Below are 18,710 nucleotides of genomic sequence, written 5' to 3' on the forward strand. Positions count from 1 at the left end.
ATTTTTCCCCCGGCCTGTGGATAAGTGAATGGGAACAGACTAGAATAATCAATTCTCCCGCTTTGAGCCCCGCTTATTTTTCCCGCACAGTACAAGAATCATGCCCGCAATGGAATCCTTCTGGCTATTCTGTCTCGCGTATTTTGAGAAGGAATTGAGCTCCCAGCAGTTCAACACCTGGATCAAACCGCTGCGCCTCGACAGTGCATCCGACACGGCCGAACCCACGCTTATCGCGCCCAACCGGTTTGTCCTGCAATGGGTCAAGGACAACTTCCTGCCGCTTATCGACGAGATGGCGGAACAGCATTTTTCGCAGGCGGTTAATTTCCAATTGAGGCTTGCGCACCAATCTCCCGCGAAAGCTTGTCCGCCAGGGATGAACCATGCCAAAGCGGTCATCGCTGTCGAGAAGCATGCCGCAAAGCCGGCGCAAAAAGTTTCCGGGGGAAGCAACCCCAGTCGGCTCAACCCGGCCTTCACATTCAACAGCTTCGTTACCGGAAAAGCGAACCAGTTGGCCCGGGCAGGCGCAATCCAGGTAGCAGAGCGGCCCGGCACTGCCTATAACCCTTTTTTTATTTATGGCGGGGTCGGACTGGGGAAAACGCACCTGATCCAGGCTATAGGTAACCTCGTCCTGGAACAGAACAGTAAAGCCAAGGTCCGGTACATCCATTCAGAACAGTACGTTTCAGACGTAGTGCGCGCTTACCAACATAAGGCCTTCGACGAGTTCAAACGATACTATCATTCGTTGGATTTATTGCTGATCGACGATATCCAGTTTTTCGGGGGGAAGAACCGCACGCAGGAAGAGTTTTTCTACGCATTCAATGCCCTGATAGAAGCGCACAAGCAGGTGATCATCACCTGCGACTCCTACCCGAAGGAAATTTCGGGAATGGAGGAACGGCTGATTTCACGTTTCGGGTGGGGCCTGACTGTTGCGGTAGAACCGCCGGAGCTGGAAATGCGCGTCGCCATCCTGTTGAAAAAAGCCTTGATTGAAAATATTGTGCTGGATGAAAACGTCGCCTTCTTCATTGCCAAGCATATCCGCTCCAACGTGCGCGAACTGGAAGGCGCCCTGAAGCGGGTGCTCGCCTATTCCCGGTTTACCGGCCACGGTTTGTCGCTGGACCTGGCGAGGGAAGCACTGAAAGACTTACTGGCAGTGCAAAACCGGCAAATCTCCATTGAAAATATCCAGAAGACCGTGGCTGACTACTATAAAATCAAGGTAGCTGAAATGTACTCGAAAAAACGCTCCCGCATCGTCGCCAGGCCGCGCCAGATGGCCATGGCCATCTCCAAGGAGCTGACTCCGCTTAGCCTCCCGGATATAGGCGAAGCCTTTGGCGGAAGAGATCACACGACTGTTTTGCACGGGTACCGCAAAATTGCCGAGTTACGCGCTTCCGATCCGGCGATCAATCGGGATTTTAATACGCTGCTCCACATCCTCAGAGGATAACATCAACCGGATAGGGTTGAGTGGATTGTGGATAACCAGAGAATTTTGCCGCAAGGACATTTATATCCCCAAAACATCCACAGTCGATACCTTGGCAATACCTGCTGAAAATGGGAGGTAGTCCCCTGATGTAACGAGGAATTTAATACTTATAACGAAGTTTCCAGCTATTTATTAACGATTATCTGGATTTAAATAAATGAAATTGATACAAACGGAAAGGGATACATTACTTAAGCCGCTACAGATCGTGACCGGCATCGTCGAACGGCGCCACACCCTGCCTATCCTTTCAAACGTGCTTGTTCAGACAACGAATGAAGAAATTTCCTTCGTAGCAACCGATCTTGAAATTCAGATAACCACCACGGCAAAAGAGGGAATTGAAAAAGACTCGGCACAGGCGGTCACCGTAGCGGCGAAAAAGCTCCAGGACATTCTGCGTGCTCTGCCCGACAGCGTCCAGGTAACACTGGAAACCGATGAAAATCGGCTTTTCGCCAAAGCAGGCAAGAGCCGTTTCACCCTGCAAACCCTTCCTGTGGAAGACTTCCCGAAGTTTCCGGAAAACCTGGAATCGGAGGCGAAAATAACCGTCAGGCAAAAGGAATTGAAGCACCTGCTATCCCTGGTTCAATACGCGATGGCTCAGCAGGACATTCGGTATTATCTCAATGGCTTGCTATTGCTAATCGAAGAAAATCATCTGAAGGTGGTTGCCACCGATGGTCATCGCCTTGCTTTTGCCCTCATGCCGCTGGATGCTTGGCAGGACAAGCGCGAGGTGATCCTTCCGCGAAAGGTGGTGCTGGAACTGGCCAAGCTGCTGGCGGAAAATGACGAACCCGTCACAGTGGAGCTTCTTCAGAACCAGATCCGTTTTACCTTTTCCAATGTCGTGCTGGTTTCCAAGGTCGTCGACGGAAAGTTTCCAGATTACAATCGGGTGATACCGGCCGGATACCAGAAACAGTTCAACGTAAACCGGGCGTTACTGTTGCAGACGTTGCAGCGCGCATCGATTTTGTCCAACGAAAAATTCCGTGGTGCGCGGTTGATCTTGACCTCGGACAATCTTCGCATCGTTTGCAGCAACAGCGAGCAGGAGGAAGCACAGGAAGATCTGGAGCTCGAGTATGATGGAGACGCGCTGGACATAGGTTTCAACATCACCTATCTCCTCGATGCTCTGACGAATCTGGACAGCGAAACGGTGCAATGCTCCTTTGGCGATGCGAACAGCAGCGCGCTTATCCAGATTCCTGGCGACGATCATTTCAAGTATGTGGTCATGCCCATGAGAATATAGGCTGCAGCCCATGCAACTATAAAACGGCATACCGCCCGTTTCGCGTTGATTTCTCCCGGAAAAACCCAGTGATCTGGTTATTACACCAAGAATTACACCCAAGGACACCCAAGGCAAGGCAATGGCAGACAAAGAACGGCAAAAAAACGCTAAATCGACTGATTACGGTTCAGACAGCATAAAGATCCTGAAAGGGCTGGATGCAGTACGCAAGCGTCCCGGAATGTATATTGGCGATACCAGCGACGGCACGGGGCTTCACCACATGGTGTTCGAGGTCGTGGATAACGCTGTCGACGAAGCCTTGGCGGGCCATTGCGACGAAATAGCCGTCATTATTCATCCCGATAATTCCATTACGGTGCAGGACAACGGGCGCGGTATTCCCACGGGGATAAAACAGGATGACGAATTAAAGCGCTCGGCTGCCGAGATCGTCATGACGGAACTCCACGCAGGCGGTAAATTTGACGATAATTCCTACAAGGTTTCCGGAGGTCTGCACGGCGTCGGCGTCTCCGTAGTCAATGCGCTGTCGGAATGGCTACGCCTCACCATTCGCCGGGACGGAAAAATCCATCAAATCGAATTCCATATGGGTGTGCCCGTCGCCCCGCTCGCCGCAACCAGCAAAACCGAAAGACGGGGGACCGAAGTGCATTTCCTGGCCAGCAAGGAAATTTTCGGTGATATCGAATACCATTTCGATATTTTGGCCAAACGCCTGCGCGAACTTTCCTTCCTCAATAATGGCGTCAAAATCCATCTGGTCGACCAGCGCAATGCCAAGGAAGAGCATTTTGCCTTCATTGGGGGCGTGAGGAGTTTTGTCGAATACGTCAACCGGACCAAGTCCGTCATTCATCCCAGTATTTTTTATGCTGCCGGCGACAAGGATGGCATACTGGTGGAAGTCGCCATGCAGTGGAATGACAGCTATACCGAGCAGGTTTTATGTTTTACCAACAACATTCCCCAGAAGGATGGCGGAACACACCTGACCGGCCTGCGCGCCGCGATGACCCGCACGCTCAACAACTACATCGAAAAAAATGAGCTGGGAAAAAAGGCGAAGGTGGAAACTTCCGGCGATGATATGCGGGAAGGCCTGTCCTGCGTATTGTCGGTAAAATTGTTCGAGCCCAAGTTTTCCTCCCAGACCAAGGAAAAACTCGTTTCTTCGGAAGTGCGCCCGGCGGTCGAGGAAATCGTCGCTTTAAAACTGGCGGAGTTTCTCCTGGAGCATCCGCTCGATGCCAAAACCATCTGCGGAAAAATCATCGATTCTGCAAGAGCGCGCGAGGCCGCCAGGAAAGCGCGTGAGCTGACCCGGCGCAAAGGCGTGCTGGATGGCATGGGGCTGCCGGGAAAGCTGGCCGATTGCCAGGAAAAAGATCCTTCCCTCTGCGAACTTTACCTGGTGGAAGGAGATTCGGCCGGGGGGTCGGCCAAGCAGGGGCGAGATCGCAAATTCCAGGCCATCATGCCGCTCAAGGGAAAGATCCTCAACGTCGAAAAGGCGAGATTCGACAAGCTGATTTCCTCGCAGGAGATTGCTTCCCTCATTACCGCGCTGGGCACCGGCATAGGCAAGGATGAATATAATTCCGCCCGCCTGCGCTATCACCGCATCATCATCATGACGGATGCGGATGTGGATGGATCTCATATCCGCACTTTGTTGCTTACTTTTTTTTACCGGCAGATGCCTGAGTTGATCGAACGCGGTCATATTTATATTGCCCAGCCCCCGCTCTACAAGATCAAGCATGGCAAGCAGGAGCGCTATATCAAGGATGACCATGAGCTGAAGCAATATCTCCTGGGTCTGGCGCTCGCCGATGCCGAACTGCATCCGGGCAATGGCAAGCCGCCCCTTACCGGCGAAACACTGGAAAAGATTGCCAACGAGTACCTGCTGGCGGAGGCCGTGATCGAGCGCATGAGCCGCATGACCGACAGCGAGGTGATGCACGCCTTGCTGCATCATCCCGATCTGGATCTGGACAGCGCCGAAAGCGCTGCCGAAAGCGCCGGCAGGCTCGAAGCACGCGTTCCCGGTGTAAAAATCATTCCCGAGTACGACGCGACAGCGGAAGAATACCGGCTGAAGATTGCACGAGTGCATCATGGCAACACCCGTGCAAGTTACCTGGACCGGGATTTTCTGCAAAGCAGGGATTATGCCCAAATCAAGCAAACTGCCGAGGTACTCGATGGCTTGCTGTCAGGAGATGCATACGTCCAGCGTGGCGAACAGAAGCAGGCTGTCAGCGACTTCAAGCAGGCGCTCGACTGGCTGCTGTCCGAGGTTAAGAAGGGCCTGGGGACACAGCGCTACAAAGGCCTCGGGGAAATGAACCCCGCGCAATTGTGGGAAACCACTATGGATCCAAAAAGCCGCAGGCTTTTGCGTGCTCAGATAGAGGACAGCATCGCCGCGGACGAAATTTTTACGACGTTGATGGGAGACGTAGTCGAGCCGCGCCGGGCCTTCATAGAAGGGAATGCGCTGGGCGTGCGCAATCTCGATGTGTAGAAAATCTGTCCAGGTTTCCTGTTATCAATGTAAGCTAGCTATGCTTCTCGGCTGTTGCCAGGATAAATACAAATATAATTTTCTTATTTCGAAAGGACTGAAGCCTCATGTTGTCCCCTAAGCTGACATTGGAAAACGTCGACCCGGAATTGTGGCAGGCCATCCGGGGCGAGGTGCAACGCCAGGAAGAATATATCGAGCTGATCGCCTCGGAAAACTATGCCAGTCCTGCGGTCATGCAGGCACAAGGGTCAGTACTTACTAACAAGTATGCGGAGGGTTATCCCGGCAAGCGCTATTACGGCGGCTGCGAGTATGTGGACATCGTGGAGCAGCTCGCGATAGACCGCGTTAAATCGCTGTTCAACGCGGAGTATGTCAATGTCCAGCCTCACTCCGGTTCTCAGGCAAATGCCGCGGTGTATCTTGCGGCGTTGAAACCGGGCGATACGATCCTTGGCATGTCGCTTGCGCATGGCGGACATCTGACTCACGGCGCATCGGTCAATCTCAGCGGAAAAATTTTTAATTCGGTTGCCTATGGGCTCAAGCCGGAAACCGAGGAACTGGATTATGACGAAGTTGCGCGCCTGGCAAAGGAACACCGGCCAAAAATGATTGTCGCGGGGGCTTCTGCCTACTCGCTGGTAATCGACTGGAAGCGTTTTCGCAAGATTGCCGATGAGGTGGGGGCTTATCTCTTCGTGGACATGGCGCATTATGCCGGCCTCGTGGCGGCGGGATTCTATCCCAACCCGGTAGGCATCGCCGATTTTGTTACCAGTACGACACACAAGACGCTGCGCGGTCCGCGCGGCGGCATTATCATGGCCAGGCCGGAACATGAAAAAGTGCTGAACTCGGCGGTATTCCCGCAAACTCAGGGTGGCCCGCTGATGCATGTGATAGCGGCCAAAGCCGTTGCTTTCAAGGAAGCCGCCGCCAGCGCGTTCAGGGATTACCAGGAGCAGGTCATCGACAATGCCAGGGTAATGGCGAAAGTATTGCAGGAACGCGGATTGCGCATCGTTTCCGGCCGCACGGACTGCCATATGTTTCTGGTGGATCTTCGCCCGAAGAACCTCACGGGCAAGCAGGCGGCGCAATCGCTGGAGTTCGCCCACATCACCGTCAATAAGAACGCAATCCCCAACGACCCGCAAAAGCCTTTCGTCACCAGCGGCATCCGCATAGGCACACCTGCCATAACCACGCGTGGCTTTACCGAGATCGAAGCGGAACAGCTCGCAAACCTGATCGCCGATGTGCTGGATGCGCCGGAAGACCGCACTGTGATTCTGGGCGTTGCAGCGCAGGCAAAGGCGTTATGCGCAAGATTTCCGGTTTACCAGGAATTTTCCGCTTGAAAATAGTATCAGCCGGATACCTGCAAGTGGCGCGAGTCACGGCTGCCCGGCTTATCTGCGCCAGCTTTGGCCCATGAAGTGTCCTTTCTGCAATGCGGGCGACACCAGCGTCATTGATTCGCGCGTCAGCGAAGAAGGAGACCGCATACGCCGCCGCCGCCGCTGCCCTGTATGCGACAAACGCTTCACCACCTATGAAACCGTGGAGCTGCGGCTTCCTCAGATAGTAAAGCAGGATGGCAATCGCTCGGAATTCAGCCGCGATAAAATGCTCACCAGTTTCATGCGAGCCCTGCATAAAAGGCCGGTTCCGACGGAATATGTGGATGCAGCCGTGGACCGTATCATCCAGAAACTCTTGAGCCTGGGAGAACGGGAGGTCCCCTCGCGCACGATTGGGGAAATGGTCATGCAGGAACTCTACAGGCTGGACAAGGTGGCCTACATCCGTTTTGCTTCCGTTTATCGAAGTTTCCAGGATGCGGACGATTTTCATGACGCGATCAAGGAAGTGCAAAAGGTGCAAAGGGTTCTCAAGATCCCGAAGATTCCCAGGCCGCCACGGCAGGCGGCGGTAAAAAAAACCTGATTCCGATCCACTATTGTCCAACGCCATACCGGGACGCTGGGCAAAGCCCTTGTTCCCAGGCGAAGGTTCGCGATGAACCAGTCTCCCACCCCGTTTTCGCCGGACGATCATGCCTGCATGGCTCGTGCCTTGCGGCTTGCTGAAAAGGGCTTGTACAGTACCAGCCCCAACCCGCGAGTAGGCTGCGTGATCGTGCGTGACGGCGTCATGGCAGGCAGCGGCTGGCATCAGTTCGCCGGCGGCCCTCATGCCGAAATCAACGCGCTCGCCGCCGCAGGCAGCGCGGCACGGGGCGCTGCCGCTTATGTCACCCTGGAGCCGTGCAGCCATCATGGCAGAACGCCCCCCTGCGCCGAGGCGCTGATAGCGGCCGGCATCGCGCGAGTGATTATGGCCATGGAGGATCCCAATCCCCTGGTGGCAGGCAAAGGCGCAGCGTTGCTACGGCAGGCGGGAATCGAGGTCGTTGCCGGTTTGATGGAAACGCAGGCAAAAGCGCTCAATGCAGGTTTTGTCTCGCGGATGACGCGGCAGCGCCCATGGGTACGGATGAAAATCGCCGCCAGCCTCGACGGCAGGACAGCCCTCAATAACGGCGCCAGCCAGTGGATAACGAGCGAGCCGGCGCGGCGTGACGGCCATCGGTTGCGCGCGCGCTCCTGCGCCGTGCTCACAGGCATCGGCACCGTGCTGGCAGACAACCCTGAGCTCAACGTCCGTTACGTGGAGACACCCAGGCAGCCTCTGCGGGTTGTTCTGGACAGCGGCCTGCATATTCCCCTGGATTCCAGAGTGCTACGAGAGGGGCGAGCATTGATTTTTACCGCCGGCGCGGACGAAGAAAAAATCGCCGTGCTGCGCGGCATGGGAGCAAACGTGATCCCGCTTCCCGGCACGGATGGGAAAGTCGATCTCGGGAAAATGATGCAGACGCTTGCCGGCCTTGAGATAAACGAGCTGCTGGTCGAAGCGGGACCCAGGTTGAATGGCGCGCTCATGCAGGCCGGGCTGGTGGATGAGCTAGTGATTTACCTCGCCCCTTGTCTGATCGGACACGTGGCACGCGGCATGGTGGAACTCCCGGAACTGGCAACTCTCCAGGAAAAGCGCGCGTTGATCATTCGCGATATTCGTTCAATAGGGGCGGATATCCGTATTTCCGCCGGCCTTGAGAAGCCGGGAATCTCTTAGGGCCTGTTAACATTTGTTTTGCGCCGGCGACGGTCGCGGAGCAGGCTCTGCAAGCGACGAGCAATGATGGGAAAACAGGTATTAACAAGCGCTAGCTTTTGACTGGATACTTGGTCAACTTGCGCTGCAGCGTGCGGCGATGCATATTGAGAATTCTTGCCGTCACGGAAATGTTTCCCTTGTTTTCATTCAGCACGCGCTGGATATATTCCCATTCCAGCCTGCCCACCGACAGCGGATGAGCGCTGATCTGCACCTCGGCATCCCCCGACGTTCGTTCGAAAGCAGCCATGATCTCATCCACATCCACCGGCTTTGCGAGGTAGTGGGTGGCGCCGAGCTTGATTGCCTCCACGGCGGTGGCGATACTGGCGTACCCGGTCAACATGACAATGCGGGTGCCCGGGTCCAGCGCCTTCAGCTTCTCGACCAGCGCCAGCCCCGAAATTCCGGGCAGCCTCAGATCGACCACGGCATATTCCGGCATGCAGGCTTCGGCGTATTCCGTGGCCTGCTCGACGGTATGCGCGCAGGTGACATTGAATCCCCGCTTGCCCATCGCCTTCGCCAGCACGGCGCAAAATGTCAGGTCATCGTCAACGATCAGCAAAACCGGGCGATCGTCCACCTCCGCTTCTGTCGCAGGGTCTGTGGTCATATCTATTGCCGTATCAGGGGTAAAGTAACTTGAGTGCAGGCGCCGCCCTCGCGGTTCGTCAGGCGAACACTGCCGCCACAGCGTTCGATATTCGCATTTGCCAGGAATAAACCGATACCGAAGCCTTTTCCTGGCGCCTTGGTGGTGAAAAAAGCCTGGCCTGCGCGCTGTATGGCTTCTCTGCTCAATCCTTCACCATAATCGAGTATTTCCAGATTCAGTTGCTCGAAATTCCAGGTCCCCTTGATTTCGACATGCTTCAAGGACGCATCCGCCGCATTGTTCAGCAGGTTCAGTATGGATTGGCTCAGCAGCTGCGTATTCAGGACTTGCGGAACCGGTTCCACGCCGCTGCATTCATAGGTGAACTTGACAGCGGGCCGCATGAGCTGCCATTTATCAAGGACCTGCCGGAGAAAGTAATCCACGGCCTGGCCGCTGCCGTCTTCAGCCCGGGCCTGGCCCGCATCCGCCAGCATCTGGGTGAGGGTATGCTTGCAATGCGTGATCTGGTCGCGCAATATGACGACATTGTTCTGGAATTCGCTATCTTCGAGGTATTCTCCTTGCAATTCTCCCGCCACTATCGCCATGGTGGCAAGCGGCGTCCCCAGCTCATGGGCGGCGCCAGCGGCAAGCGTGCCCAACGCGATGATCTGTTCATTGCGCAGCGCCTGCTCCCGCGCCAGGGCGAGATCCTTATCGCGTTCCCGTATGGATATGCCCATCTTTACTACGAACCAGGCGATCAGCACTGTGCTGAGCACGAAGGCCAGCCACATTCCGGACACATGCAGGTTGAACTCGCTGTTGTGTTCTTCATGATCGTGCGGCAATGGCACGTAATAAAACAGCAGCAGCGTGTAGCAGCTGATCGTAATCGCCGCCATCACCCAGGTGTAGGCCCACGGTAGCGCGGCCGCAGCTATCGTCAACGGCAGCAGGTACAGTGAAATAAATGGATTGGTCGAACCTCCGCTGAAATACAGCAGTGCGCTCAGCGCAAACACATCCACCACCAATTGAGCAAAAAACTCGATGCTCGACACCGGAAGATGGCGACGCAGGCGTAGCCAGGTTGCGAGGTTCAGTACCCCGAGCAGCACGGTTACCGCAACCATTTGCGACCAGGGCAAGTCCATTTCGAGCGCCCAGTGCGCCAGCGCGAAAGTCAAGCACTGGGCAGCGATGACGATATTCCTGAGCAGGAACAAGCGCTGCAGATTCTTGCTTAGCGGTGATTGGCTGAGATCGCTGAACATCATCATTCCTCGGTATTTCCCGCCTTCGGGAATACCGGAACCCGACATTAACCCATCTTTACCTTTACGGCCATGCGTCAAATTGCCGCACTTGCCGCACATCCCCTTATCCAGAAGGCGATAGGCGCATACAATAGGCACATTTGGCACATTTTATCCGAAGATGGAAAATATCCGATGTTTACCGGCATCATAGAGGCGATAGGCGAGATAACGCACGCCATTCCAGTGGAGGGCGGGGTTAGCCTGTGCATTGCGGCCGGTCCGCTGGATTTGTCGGATGTCAAGAAAGGGGATAGCATCGCGGTCAATGGAACATGCCTTACCGTGACTTCTGTCAGCGGCCGCAGCATTCATGTCGATGTATCGCGGGAAACGTTGCTCTGCACCCAGGGCCTGGATCAACCGGGCGGCAGGGTCAATCTGGAAAAAGCGATGCGCTTCGATGACCGGCTCGGCGGCCATCTCGTGAGCGGGCATGTGGATGGGCTGGGCGAGGTCATTACGCTTGAGCCGGTGGGCGGGAGTTGCTTGCTGGCAATAAGGGCCCCCGCGACACTGGCGAAGTATATTGCCAGAAAGGGGTCTATCACGCTCAATGGCGTCAGTTTGACGGTAAATCGAATAGCTGGAAAGGAGTTTGAAGTGAATCTCATTCCCCACACCCTGGAAAAAACCACCCTGCGCGAGCTCAAACCCGGCGGCAAGGTCAACCTGGAAGTCGATATGCTGGCGCGCTATGTCGAGCGGCTCGTCGCCACGGAAGGCTAAAAACATGGAATTGTCATGACTATCGATACCATCCAGGCGGTCGTTGCCGAAATCAGGGCAGGCAAAATGGTTATCCTCGTGGATGAGGAGAATCGCGAGAATGAAGGGGATCTCATTCTCGCAGCAGATTTCGTTACGCCTGAAGCGATCAATTTCATGGCGACGCACGGGCGGGGCCTGATCTGCCTGACGCTGACGGAAAGCCGCTGCCGCCACCTCAACCTGCCGCTAATGGTGTCCGCAAACCGTTCCCCGCTGGGTACCAATTTCACCGTTTCCATCGAAGCCGCCAGCGGGGTGACGACGGGCATATCTGCTGCCGATCGCGCCTGCACCGTGCGCGCGGCGGTAAACCCCTCGGCGAAACCGGAGGATATCATCCAGCCGGGGCACATTTTCCCCCTGATGGCACAAAACGGTGGAGTGCTGGTTCGCGCCGGACATACCGAAGCGGGATGCGACCTGGCAGCGCTGGCGGGGTTGAGCCCGGCATCAGTGATCTGTGAAATTCTCAATGAAGATGGCAGCATGGCCCGCCTGCCGGATCTGATTGAATTTGCCACCCGGCACCGGCTCAAGATCGGCGCCATAGCGGATCTCATTCACTACCGCAGCCGAACCGAAAGCCTGGTGAAGCGCATGGGTGAACGGATAATTCATACTGCTCATGGCGAATTCCGGCTGCTGGCTTATCTGGATAAAACTGTCAACGCTACCCATCTGGCCCTGGTCAAGGGAAAAATAGACCCGGATACCGAAACTCTGGTGCGGGTGCATGAGCCGCTCTCCGTTATCGATCTGCTCGATGTGGAAGATAATACCCATTCGTGGAGCCTGAACGATGCCCTCCGGACGATAGCCGAGGCGGGTTCCGGCGTGATCGTGCTGCTTCATCGAAGGGAAAATCCAGCGGAACTGCTCGAGCGGGTCTCCTTCACACCTGCACCCACGCACCCCGCCGCCGTCAGCGACCTGCGCGACTACGGAATTGGCGCCCAGATACTCAAAAACCTGAATGTGGGAAAAATGCGCTTGCTTGCCATTCCCCGGAAAATGCCAAGCATGGCGGGTTTCGGTCTTGAAGTGACCGGGTATTTGAAGCCTGAAGATAAAAACCGGCAAGGGCAGGTTTACTAAATTTGTTACGGGAGCATACACACATGGCAAGACATGACGATATTCTTGAAATCGAGCCCGATCTCAACGGTGGGGATTTGCGCATAGGCATCGTGATGAGCCGTTTCAACATCGATATCGGCGAAGGTTTGTTGAGTGCCTGCACCGCGGAACTGAGCAAGCAAGGAGTGCAGGAATCCAACATACTGCTGGTTACCGTTTCCGGCGCACTGGAAATTCCCCTGGCATTGCAAAAAATGGCGCTGACCGACCAATTCGACGCACTCGTGGCATTGGGTGCGGTAATACGCGGGGAAACCCATCATTTTGAGGTCGTGGCCAATCAATCGGCGAGCGGCATCGCCGCCGTGCAGCTCGATACCGGCATCCCCATTGCCAACGGCGTGCTTACCACGGATACCGAGGACCAGGCGCTGGCACGCGTGAGCCGGAAAGGCGCGGAAGCAGCGCAGGTCGCGCTGGAAATGGCAAATCTGCTCAGCCAGCTCGACGAAGTGGCGGAGTGATGCAGTCAAAACCGGCAATAAAGCCGCGTCCCCGCTCCGGTTCCAAAACCCGGCGTCATCGTTCCCGGGAACTGGCGCTACAGGGTCTTTATCAATGGCGCGTCGCCGGAGGCTCCGCCGAGGCCATCGAGGCGCAGCTGCACGAATCCGAGCAATATGACAGAGCCGACAAGGAATACTTGTCGGGGCTGCTGCGTGGCGTCCTGGCAGATATGCCGGAACTCGAAAGGCACCTTCAGCCGTATCTCGACCGGCCCGCCAGGGAGCTCAGTCCGGTGGAAATTTCCATCCTGTTGCTGGCGGCTCACGAACTCGCGAGCCGTCCCGAAATGCCCTATCGCGTCGTGATAAACGAAGCGGTGGAGCTGGCCAAAACCTATGGGGGCATAGATGGGCATAAGTACGTGAACGGCGTGCTGGACAAGCTGGCAGGCAAGCTGCGAACGATAGAGATCAATGCACAGGCTTGACGTTCTTGCTCATTGATGGTGCTTTCCGAATGCGAAATCATCCGGCATTATTTTACCCGCGCAGCTCCCGGCGCGATATTGGGCATTGGTGATGACGCTGCACTGATCAGGCCGTCGGCGGGGTCGGAACTGGCGGTCTCCACGGATATGCTGGTCTCGGGTACGCATTTTTTTCCCGGTGTCGATCCGCGCAAGCTGGGGCACAAGTCGCTTGCCGTCAACCTTTCCGATATGGCGGCCATGGGTGCGAGTCCGCGCTGGGCCATGCTTGCCCTGGCGCTGCCGGCCTCGATGCTGCAAGCGGATGAAAAGTGGCTGGAGCAATTCGCCGCCGGGTTTTTCGAACTTGCCGATGCTTACGAGGTGAATTTGATTGGCGGCGATACCACGCGCGGGCCGCTCGCCGTCTGCGTAACCATTATCGGAGAGATAGCGGCGGGAGCAGCCTTGCGCCGTAGCGGCGCCCGGCCGGGAGATGACATCTGGATATCGGGTCAATTGGGGGGCGCGGCTCTGGCGCTGGCGCATCAGTTGGGACAGATTACCCTGCAACCTGATGAGCTCGCCGCCTGCCTGCCTGCCCTGGAAACTCCGGTTGCCCGGGTGGGCCTGGGGCAGCATTTGCCAGGACTTGCGAACAGCGCCATCGATATTTCGGATGGTCTTCTGGCTGACCTGGGACATATCCTGGACTGTTCGAAAGTGGCCGGAGTGGTCAGAATGGCCGAGATAAGCTGTCCGGCATGCTTGAGGAAATATCTTCCGCAGTCTTTCGCGGTAACCTGTCTGCTGGCGGGAGGAGATGATTATGAACTCTGCTTTACGGCGCCACGAGCCAGGCGCCAGGAAATTGAAACGCTCTCCCGGAAACAGGAAGCTTCCGTGACGCGCATCGGCGAAATCACGGAGGGAACCGGGCTGACCGTGCTGGATGCGGCAGGGAGAGCCATGCCGCTGGATATTCAAGGATATGACCACTTCCGCCTCTGATACGCCGCCGCCAGCCCATCCGGCTTCCGATCCGCCGGGCGTGCCGGAATTTGTCTCTCCGCCCGAATCGCCGCGTGCCGGCAAAGCGTTTTTGCGGGCCCATCCTGCCCATTTTCTTGCTTTCGGTGGGGGCATAGGCCTGAGCCGCGTGGCTCCCGGAACCATGGGGACGCTGGCGATGTTTCCATTGTTCTGGGTGCTGGATCATTTTCTGAATGGGCTCGAATTTCTGCTGTTCATCGATCTCCTGTTCGTCGTTGGGATCTGGGCTTGCGGAGTGACGGGCAGAGCGCTGGGCAACCACGACCACGGAGGAATGGTACTGGATGAAATGACCGCTTTCCTGCTGGTGCTGCTGTTTACGCCAAAGACCCTGATCTGGCAGGCGTTCGGTTTCCTGCTGTTCCGCTTGTTCGATATCATCAAGCCCCCGCCCATCGGATACTATGACCGAAAATTGCGAGGCGGTTTCGGGGTGATGTTCGATGATCTGCTGGCCGCTTTCATGACACTGCTTTGCCTCGCCATATGGAAAGCATTTGTAATACCATCGGGGATATTCTAGGGAAGCGCTGAATAAATCTCCACAAGCAACGCGCTTAGCGAGGATTTGTGCAGCGCTTCCCTAGTACCTAGTATTGAAACATGTTAATTAAGAAACATAATGCCGCGCCATTTTCCTGTCCGCATCCTGCCGGGTAAACGACCATTCGATGCAACGGTGTTCGGCATTGCGACGCCGCTGCCAGGCATCGACTTCGGTGGCGAGCGTGGTTCGATCCGGCAGACGCCGATTCAGACACTGGCGATCCAGGATGCCGATTTCGATTTCAGCCATGTTGAGCCAACTGGCATGTTTCGGCGTGTAGTGGAATACGGCTCGACGCAGCAGCGCGCGGGCTTCCTTGACGCCGAGCACCTCCTCGAAGCCCTTGCGGAAATGGGTATTAAGGTTGTCCAGCACCAAGTGGACGCGCTGCGCCTTGGCATAGACCTGCTGGAGCAAGTACTGGACGAAGGTCACGAAGTCGGCTTTGGTGCGGTGGCCGGTGACTTTGACGGTTCGCTGACCACCCTTGGGTTCCACGGCCACGAACAGGTTGCACGTACCGGCACGCACGTATTCATAATCCAGCCGCACGGGTGTTCCGAGGCGCATCGGCAAAGGCGCACGAGAATCCTGGAGCAACTGTTTGCTCTTCTCGTCCACACAGACGACAGGTTCGTCCGGCCGCAACGGGTGAGCATAGAGGTCGAGCAGATCGTACATGCGTTGCCGATACTCCTGCGTCAGTGTACCGATACACCACATCAGTTTGCGCCACGGCTTGATGCAGTTTTTTTTAGCAGCCGGCGGATGGTCTCGCGGCTGATGGGGCCAATCCCCGCCTGCGCTTGCGCGGCCTGCTCCAGCAATTCAAGCGTCCAGCGCTTGGCGCCGGCCGGCGGTTGCGAGCAGGTCAGGGCGGAAATCCTGGCTTCGATGTCCGTATCGTACCGTCGAGGTTTGCCGGGGCGCGGGAGGTCATGCAACGCATGCGCCGCGCCGCCTTCCAGATATGCCGCCCGTGTTCTCCAGATGGCGGTACGACCGATGCCGAGAACCGCCATGATCTGGACTTCCGGTATGCCCTTGTCCAGAGCGAACAAGACGTGTGCCCGATTGACTTCCCGGGCGTGGTGCAAACCGATCGCGCGGTACGACTCAATCAATTCGCGATCCTCGTCGGTAAGATGCAATTCAGTCTGTCGCATGGCCAACTCCTCGTCACAGGATAAGTATGCGACAGCATAGCAAATGTTTCGTTAGTTATGTGTTTAAATACTAGTGCAGCGCTGCACACTAATTGAAATATATGAAACCCAGTATCCACGCGGCTTATAGCCTGATTATAAGTTCCATCAAGAGCGCTTTCCCTTTCCTAAAGGAGGTTCCGATGCCATGGAAGACCAGACACTTCAGGATTTATCGCTAAAGGTTGGGGCGGCGCTGGGTCAACAGGAGCTGATGCTTGCCAGCGCCGAGTCTTGCACCGGTGGCTGGCTCGGAGAGGCGATCACATCGGTTGCCGGAAGTTCCGCCTGGTACGAACGTGGCTTTATCACCTACTCGAATGCTGCCAAGCAGGAAATGCTGGGTGTGAATGCCAAGACTCTCGAACGGTATGGCGCGGTGTCCGAGGAAACGGCGTACGAGATGGCCGAAGGAGCTCTTGTGCGAAGCCATGCCCAAGTGGTGGTGTCCATCACGGGCATTGCCGGCCCGGATGGCGCCACGGAGGAAAAGCGCGTGGGAACCATTTGTTTTGCCTGGATCATGAAAGATGGTCTTGCCCGTACCGAAACCCGCCTTTTTGGCGGTAATCGTGAAATGGTGAGAGGCCAGGCGGTGGCGGGAGCGCTTCAAGGAATACTGGATCTGCTGCACGGCATTCCCCCTGCGGTGGCTTGAGCGAGCATCGCCGCCTTTAGGGCATCCCATACGCAAAGCCGCCGCACGGCGAGGACTTGTTCAGTTGCTTCTTAATGCAATCCCTGGGTTTGCCGGTGAGCGCTCGTACCGGACATGATTCGATCGCTGAAGGCGATGGCGATGGCGGAAAGTAGAAAAACGAAATGAATGCCTGTCTGTGCCATTATCGTCTTTTCGTCATATGCGCTTGCATTGATGAAAGTCTTCAGCAAGTGAATGGATGAAATACCGATGATGGCGGTGGCGAGTTTGACTTTCAGCACAGAGGCATTGACGTGCGACAGCCATTCGGGCTGATCGGGATGACCTTCCAGATTCATGCGCGATACAAAAGTTTCGTAGCCGCCGATGATGACCATGATAAGCAGGTTCGAGATCATCACCACGTCGATGAGGCCCAGCACGACCAGCATGATGGTGGTTTCGTTTATTTTCGTTGGCCGCACTGCGCCTTCGATGGCGACTGCATCCAGTATGTGCTGCAAGGCGGCCTGGTTTCCCATCACTGCGCCGATCAGATCGATCAATTCCACCCAGAAGTGATAGACATAAACGCATTGGGCAAGTATGAGCCCGAGATATAACGGCAACTGCAGCCAGCGGGTCGCAAAAATAAAATAGGCGAGTGGCTGGATTTTTATGCTGGTAAGGGGTGTTTCTTCATTGTTTTTATTCTTTTGCATTAGCGTTCCCTGCGTTCAAGAAAATAATCAGGCGATATTTTACATCTATCGGGAGGTAATACGTCATCAGGCCGGATGCCGGGTACGGCAGGGCCATGGCACGATATGGATAATGCGTACGCCAGCCTCAAGGAATACGACCGGAATATGACCTGCAATCCATGTCACAGGTATCAGGGCTTCCTTGGACCCCGGCTTCCCGCGGAGTTGGCACATATGCGATAATCGAACGATTCTTGAAAGGAAAAACCATGGACGAAAACAGAAGCAAAGCGCTCGCCGCGGCACTCTCCCAGATCGAAAAGCAATTCGGCAAAGGCTCAATCATGCGCCTGGGCGCCAGCGATGTAGCCAGGGACGTTCAGGTGATTTCCACCGGCTCGCTCGGGCTGGACATCGCGCTCGGCGTGGGCGGGCTGCCGCGCGGCCGGATAATCGAAATTTACGGCCCGGAGTCATCCGGCAAAACCACGCTGACGCTGCAGGTGATTTCCGAGATGCAGAGAATGGGTGGCACGGCGGCATTCATCGATGCGGAGCATGCGCTGGATCCGCAGTATGCGCAGAAAATCGGCGTCAATGTGCCCGAGCTGCTCATTTCCCAGCCGGACAACGGCGAGCAGGCACTGGAAATCGCCGATATGCTGGTACGTTCCGGATCCATCGATGTGGTGGTGGTGGATTCGGTTGCCGCACTGACTCCGCGCGCGGAGATCGAGGGCGAGATGGGAGAGCCGCAGATGGGCTTGCAGGCCAGGCTGATGTCCCAGGCGTTGCGCAAGCTGACCGCCAACATCAAGCGCAGCAATACCATGGTGATATTCATCAACCAGATCCGCATGAAAATCGGCGTCATGTTTGGCAGCCCCGAAACCACCACGGGTGGCAATGCGCTGAAATTCTATGCATCGGTTCGCCTGGACATTCGCCGGACCGGTTCGATCAAAAGAGGCGACGAGGTCATTGGCAGCGAAACCCGCGTCAAGGTGGTCAAGAACAAGGTCGCTCCACCGTTCAAGCAGGCCGAATTCGATATTCTCTACGGCGAAGGCATCTCGCGCGAAGGCGAAATCGTCGAGCTGGGAGTGCAAAACAAGCTTATCGAAAAATCTGGCGCGTGGTACGCCTACAAGGGCGACAAGATAGGACAGGGCAAGGACAACGCCCGCGAATATCTGAAAGAGCATCGTGACCTCGCGGTGGAAATCGAATCGAAGATCCGGGATGCCGTCGGGGTAGCCAGCCAGGCCGAGGTTGCGGCGGCGGAATAGTTTCGAGGGCAACCATC

Annotated in this window: 19 protein-coding genes; 14 read left to right on the top strand and 5 right to left on the bottom strand. The window is 56.1% G+C overall.

The features are described 5' to 3' along the window. The first annotated feature begins 100 nt into the window (after positions 1-100). The 6 genes from dnaA to ribD all read left to right on the top strand — a co-directional run bounded on the left by dnaA (position 101) and on the right by ribD (position 8,472). A complete protein-coding gene (gene dnaA, locus ACZ5CE_RS00005; RefSeq protein ID WP_464575708.1) occupies positions 101-1,477 on the top strand; it encodes a chromosomal replication initiator protein DnaA in 1,377 nt (458 codons plus the stop codon). A 199-nt stretch (positions 1,478-1,676) separates the two neighbouring features. Further along, entirely contained in the window at positions 1,677-2,786 is a 1,110-nt protein-coding gene (gene dnaN, locus ACZ5CE_RS00010) for a DNA polymerase III subunit beta (RefSeq protein WP_464575709.1), read from the top strand. Between the two features lie 121 nt (positions 2,787-2,907). Beyond that, positions 2,908-5,325 carry a DNA topoisomerase (ATP-hydrolyzing) subunit B gene (gene gyrB, locus ACZ5CE_RS00015; RefSeq protein WP_464575710.1) on the top strand — a complete coding sequence of 806 codons (2,418 nt, stop codon included), beginning with the start codon at positions 2,908-2,910 and terminating at the stop codon, positions 5,323-5,325. A 107-nt stretch (positions 5,326-5,432) separates the two neighbouring features. Beyond that, positions 5,433-6,692 (top strand): serine hydroxymethyltransferase, encoded by a 1,260-nt coding sequence (gene glyA, locus ACZ5CE_RS00020; protein WP_464575711.1) that lies wholly within the window; start codon positions 5,433-5,435, stop codon positions 6,690-6,692. Positions 6,693-6,765: 73 nt separating this feature from the next. After that, the gene (gene nrdR, locus ACZ5CE_RS00025; protein ID WP_464575712.1) at positions 6,766-7,281 is read left to right on the top strand and encodes a transcriptional regulator NrdR; all 516 of its coding nucleotides are present in this window, start codon (positions 6,766-6,768) and stop codon (positions 7,279-7,281) included. A 72-nt stretch (positions 7,282-7,353) separates the two neighbouring features. Continuing rightward, positions 7,354-8,472, top strand: a complete 1,119-nt coding sequence (gene ribD / locus ACZ5CE_RS00030; RefSeq protein WP_464575713.1) for a bifunctional diaminohydroxyphosphoribosylaminopyrimidine deaminase/5-amino-6-(5-phosphoribosylamino)uracil reductase RibD — start codon at positions 7,354-7,356, stop codon at positions 8,470-8,472. Positions 8,473-8,563: 91 nt separating this feature from the next. Here the strand turns inward: ribD and ACZ5CE_RS00035 are convergent, their stop codons facing one another. After that, the gene (locus ACZ5CE_RS00035; protein WP_464575714.1) at positions 8,564-9,130 is read right to left on the bottom strand and encodes a response regulator transcription factor; all 567 of its coding nucleotides are present in this window, start codon (positions 9,128-9,130) and stop codon (positions 8,564-8,566) included. A gap of 2 nt (positions 9,131-9,132) precedes the next feature. Beyond that, positions 9,133-10,392 carry an ATP-binding protein gene (locus ACZ5CE_RS00040; protein ID WP_464577552.1) on the bottom strand — a complete coding sequence of 420 codons (1,260 nt, stop codon included), beginning with the start codon at positions 10,390-10,392 and terminating at the stop codon, positions 9,133-9,135. A gap of 177 nt (positions 10,393-10,569) precedes the next feature. Between ACZ5CE_RS00040 and ACZ5CE_RS00045 the strand changes: the two genes are divergently transcribed. Genes ACZ5CE_RS00045 through ACZ5CE_RS00070 form a run of 6 tightly spaced genes read left to right on the top strand, consistent with a single transcriptional unit; the run spans position 10,570 to position 14,831 of the window. After that, entirely contained in the window at positions 10,570-11,163 is a 594-nt protein-coding gene (locus tag ACZ5CE_RS00045) for a riboflavin synthase (protein WP_464575715.1), read from the top strand. Positions 11,164-11,178: 15 nt separating this feature from the next. Further along, entirely contained in the window at positions 11,179-12,300 is a 1,122-nt protein-coding gene (ribBA, locus tag ACZ5CE_RS00050) for a bifunctional 3,4-dihydroxy-2-butanone-4-phosphate synthase/GTP cyclohydrolase II (protein WP_464575717.1), read from the top strand. Positions 12,301-12,323: 23 nt separating this feature from the next. Next, positions 12,324-12,806, top strand: coding sequence for a 6,7-dimethyl-8-ribityllumazine synthase (gene ribH / locus ACZ5CE_RS00055; protein WP_464575718.1), 483 nt, complete (start codon positions 12,324-12,326; stop codon positions 12,804-12,806). Further along, the gene (nusB, locus tag ACZ5CE_RS00060; RefSeq protein ID WP_464575719.1) at positions 12,806-13,276 is read left to right on the top strand and encodes a transcription antitermination factor NusB; all 471 of its coding nucleotides are present in this window, start codon (positions 12,806-12,808) and stop codon (positions 13,274-13,276) included. The genes ribH and nusB overlap by 1 nt, the downstream gene beginning before the upstream one ends. Positions 13,277-13,291: 15 nt before the next feature. Then, positions 13,292-14,266, top strand: coding sequence for a thiamine-phosphate kinase (thiL, locus tag ACZ5CE_RS00065; protein WP_464575720.1), 975 nt, complete (start codon positions 13,292-13,294; stop codon positions 14,264-14,266). Then, positions 14,247-14,831, top strand: a complete 585-nt coding sequence (locus ACZ5CE_RS00070; RefSeq protein WP_464575721.1) for a phosphatidylglycerophosphatase A family protein — start codon at positions 14,247-14,249, stop codon at positions 14,829-14,831. Before thiL ends, ACZ5CE_RS00070 begins: the two co-directional genes overlap by 20 nt. An 87-nt stretch (positions 14,832-14,918) precedes the next feature. Here the strand turns inward: ACZ5CE_RS00070 and ACZ5CE_RS00075 are convergent, their stop codons facing one another. After that, positions 14,919-15,578, bottom strand: coding sequence for an IS630 family transposase (locus ACZ5CE_RS00075; protein WP_464574813.1), 660 nt, complete (start codon positions 15,576-15,578; stop codon positions 14,919-14,921). Then, on the bottom strand, positions 15,578-16,021 hold the full coding sequence (locus ACZ5CE_RS00080; RefSeq protein WP_464574812.1) for a helix-turn-helix domain-containing protein: 444 nt from the start codon (positions 16,019-16,021) through the stop codon (positions 15,578-15,580). Before ACZ5CE_RS00080 ends, ACZ5CE_RS00075 begins: the two co-directional genes overlap by 1 nt. A gap of 187 nt (positions 16,022-16,208) precedes the next feature. Here ACZ5CE_RS00080 and ACZ5CE_RS00085 point away from each other — a divergent pair, with 187 nt between their 5' ends. Further along, positions 16,209-16,718: a CinA family protein gene (locus ACZ5CE_RS00085; protein WP_464575722.1), complete on the top strand. Its 510-nt coding sequence runs from the start codon at positions 16,209-16,211 to the stop codon at positions 16,716-16,718. Between the two features lie 71 nt (positions 16,719-16,789). Here ACZ5CE_RS00085 and ACZ5CE_RS00090 read toward each other — a convergent pair whose 3' ends face one another. Further along, a complete protein-coding gene (locus ACZ5CE_RS00090) occupies positions 16,790-17,422 on the bottom strand; it encodes a YqhA family protein (RefSeq protein WP_464575723.1) in 633 nt (210 codons plus the stop codon). Between the two features lie 251 nt (positions 17,423-17,673). Between ACZ5CE_RS00090 and recA the strand changes: the two genes are divergently transcribed. Further along, positions 17,674-18,693, top strand: coding sequence for a recombinase RecA (gene recA, locus ACZ5CE_RS00095; RefSeq protein ID WP_464575724.1), 1,020 nt, complete (start codon positions 17,674-17,676; stop codon positions 18,691-18,693). The last annotated feature ends 17 nt before the right edge of the window (positions 18,694-18,710 follow it).

This window comes from Nitrosospira sp. TNL200 (assembly GCF_055386305.1).